Origin of the sequence: Synechococcus sp. R6-5, assembly GCF_047461775.1 — a bacterium.
Taxonomy (GTDB): Bacteria; Cyanobacteriota; Cyanobacteriia; order Thermostichales; family Thermostichaceae; genus Thermostichus.
Map to the genome: position 1 here is coordinate 1 of NZ_JANSHV010000230.1, position 2,671 is coordinate 2,671.

The following is a 2,671-nucleotide window of genomic DNA, read 5'->3' on the forward strand; positions in this document are numbered from 1 at the left end:
GCAGTGTTCAGCGTAAATGTATCAGGATCCAAGCAACAGAACATTTTGAGAACAGTCTCCAAACCATAGTCATTTCAAGCTAGATTGAGACACTCCCCAAGCGCTCTGTGCCGCTGCCGCGACCAACCCCAGCTCTTCTCCCAGAGAGAGAGGGAAGTTAGGGAACAATGCAACAGAAATGTTTCATTCCTGTTTAATAATGACTACACAAGTGGCTGCGCAGTTTATAGCTCTGTAGGGTGTTGGCCAGCAGCATCGTTACCGTCATCGGCCCTACGCCTCCCGGTACGGGCGTGATGGCAGCGGCCAGCTCTTTGACCGCTTCATAGTCCACATCTCCCACCAATTGCTCGGCTCCGGTGGGGGTCTCGATGCGGTTGATGCCAACGTCGATGACCACCGCGCCGGGTTTCACCATGTCTGCCCTCAATAGGCGGGGGCGGCCCACGGCCATCACCACAATGTCGGCGGCGCGGGTCACTTCTGCCAAGTCGGGGGTGCGGGAGTGGGCTAGGGTGACCGTCGCATCGGCGGCCAACAACATCAAGCTCAAGGGCTTGCCCACCAAGATGCTGCGACCAACCACCACTGCCTTTCGGCCTGCAATCGGGATCCCTTCTGCTTGCAACAGGCGCATCACGCCCAAGGGGGTACAACTGCGCAAGCCGGGTTCGCCGCGCAACAGCCGGCCCAGGTTGAGGGGGTGAAGTCCATCCACATCTTTGCCGGGATCGATTGCCAAAAGGGGGGGGATGGGATCCCAGCCGGGGGGCAGGGGCAGTTGGACGAGGATGCCATCCACCCGCTCGTCCTGATTGAGTTGGTCGATGGTGTCGAGCAAATGGGCAGGGGAGTCTTGGGCGGAAAAATGTCGGCCAAAAGAAGCAATGCCCAACCGCTCACAGGCCCGCTCTTTGCCACGCACGTAAGCCGCACTGGCGGGATCCTCTCCAACCCGCAGCACTGCCAATCCCGGTGGCCGCCCCACCTGGGGTATCCAAGCTTGCACTTGGGCGGCCATCTCCGCTTGCAAGCGGGCGGCTAAGGCTTTGCCATCGAGGATCTTTGCGGGCATGGGGGCGCAAGGATAAAGACAACCATCCAACGACCATCCATAGTGAAGCAGAATGGCGACAGCAGTGCAGGGGGAATGATCAGGTGGGATCCCTATGATTCGGGCAGGTCTTCTTCCTCTTGGCCCAATTGCTCGATGATGATCTCCACCTGCTGCCGCTTTTGCTCTAAAAAGTCCGCGCAGGTTTTCAGGGTTTGGGCGGCCTGTTGAAAGCGCTCCACCACTTCCGCCAGATCCAGTTCCCCCGATTCAATCTGGGCAATCAAAGTTTCCACCTCGGCAATGGCTGCTTCATAGCGCCACGGCTCCTCACGTTTGCGGCGGCTCATGGCTCTCCTCTACTCGTACCCATAGGCTTCCCGAGGCCAGTTGTATCATCAGGCGGGTTTGGGGAGGCAGGCGATGGGTGCGGATCAGGGATCCCTCTTCATCTCGCACCAAGGCATAGCCCCGTTTCAGAATGGCTTCGGGATCGAGCGCTTGGAGGCGATCTTGCAGGGCCTGTTGGTGCTGTTGGTGTTGCCGGAGGCGATGGCGCACGGCTTGGAGCAGGCGATGTTGGCGCTGGGTCAAGCGCTCCTGGGCCTGTTGCAACAGCCGCTCTGGATGCACGTAGACCAAGTGGTGCTGGGCCTGCTGCAAACGCTGCTGGGCTTTTTCCAAAGCTTGGCGGGTGCGTTCGATCAACTTCTGGCGCAACTGGGATCCCTGACGCTGCAATTCCCCCAGATCCGGCACGATCCGCTCGGCAGCTGCCGTTGGGGTGTGGGCGGCGTAGTCGGCAGCGTAGTCCGCCAGGGTTTCATCCCGCTGGTGGCCAATCCCGGTGACCACCGGGATCCGACATTCGGCAATGGCTCGCACCACCCGCTCATCGTTAAAACAGGCCAAATCTTCGCTGGCTCCACCGCCCCGCGCCAAAAGAAGCACTTCCGCCCGCCCATCCTGTTCCACCCGGCGAATGGCCCGCACAATTGATTCCGGGGCCGCCTCCCCTTGCACTTGAGCTGGGGAGAACAGCACCCGTAGCCCGGGGTAGCGCTGGTTGAGGGTGCGCCGAATATCTCCCCAGCCGGCAGCGTGGGGGGAACTAACGACGGCAATGCACTGGGGATGAACAGGCAGAGGTCGTTGATTATCGAACAAGCCCTCAGCACTGAGGCGGGCCTTGAGCTGTTGAAATCGCAACGCCAACAGCCCTTCCCCGGCAGGCAGCAATTGCCAGATGACGAGGCGATAATGGCTGCCGCCGCTATAGATGCCAAGTTGCCCAAGGGCAAGCACCTGTTGCCCCACTTCCGGCCAGAAACTGAGCCGGGAAGTTTGGCCCTGCCAGACCACCCCCTTGAGAACGTCGCCGGTTTCCGGATCGACTAGGGTCAAGAACAGGTGGCCATTGCGGTTGCGCTGGCAACTGGAGACTTCCCCGCTCACCCACAGCCTGACCAAGTAGGGATCCCCGGCCAGCAGCGATTTCAAATAACGGGACACTCCCCCCACCGAGAGCAGGGGAGCTTCATCCGTGAGCAAAAACTCCATCCCACTGCTGCGGGCGGCTAAAGTCACTTGTAAACTACCCGACCCTGACTACTTCGC

General features: G+C 60.2%; 3 protein-coding genes. All 3 read right to left on the reverse strand.

All coding sequences use genetic code 11. The features are described from left to right. Positions 1 to 193 precede the first annotated feature (193 nt). Positions 194 to 1,075, reverse strand: coding sequence for a bifunctional methylenetetrahydrofolate dehydrogenase/methenyltetrahydrofolate cyclohydrolase FolD (folD, locus tag NW818_RS11675; RefSeq protein WP_414344695.1), 882 nt, complete (start codon positions 1,073 to 1,075; stop codon positions 194 to 196). Between the two features lie 92 nt (positions 1,076 to 1,167). Beyond that, a complete protein-coding gene (gene xseB / locus NW818_RS11680) occupies positions 1,168 to 1,404 on the reverse strand; it encodes an exodeoxyribonuclease VII small subunit (RefSeq protein ID WP_011431761.1) in 237 nt (78 codons plus the stop codon). Next, entirely contained in the window at positions 1,385 to 2,641 is a 1,257-nt protein-coding gene (gene xseA, locus NW818_RS11685) for an exodeoxyribonuclease VII large subunit (protein ID WP_414424647.1), read from the reverse strand. The genes xseB and xseA overlap by 20 nt, the downstream gene beginning before the upstream one ends. Between the last annotated feature and the right edge of the window lie 30 nt (positions 2,642 to 2,671).

What these genes read in the sequence shown, in the direction of transcription:
- folD (WP_414344695.1), bottom strand. Translation starts at nt 1,075, where the DNA reads ATGCCCGCAAAGATCCTCGATGGCAAAGCCTTAGCCGCCCGCTTGCAA.
- xseB (WP_011431761.1), bottom strand. Translation starts at nt 1,404, where the DNA reads ATGAGCCGCCGCAAACGTGAGGAGCCGTGGCGCTATGAAGCAGCCATT.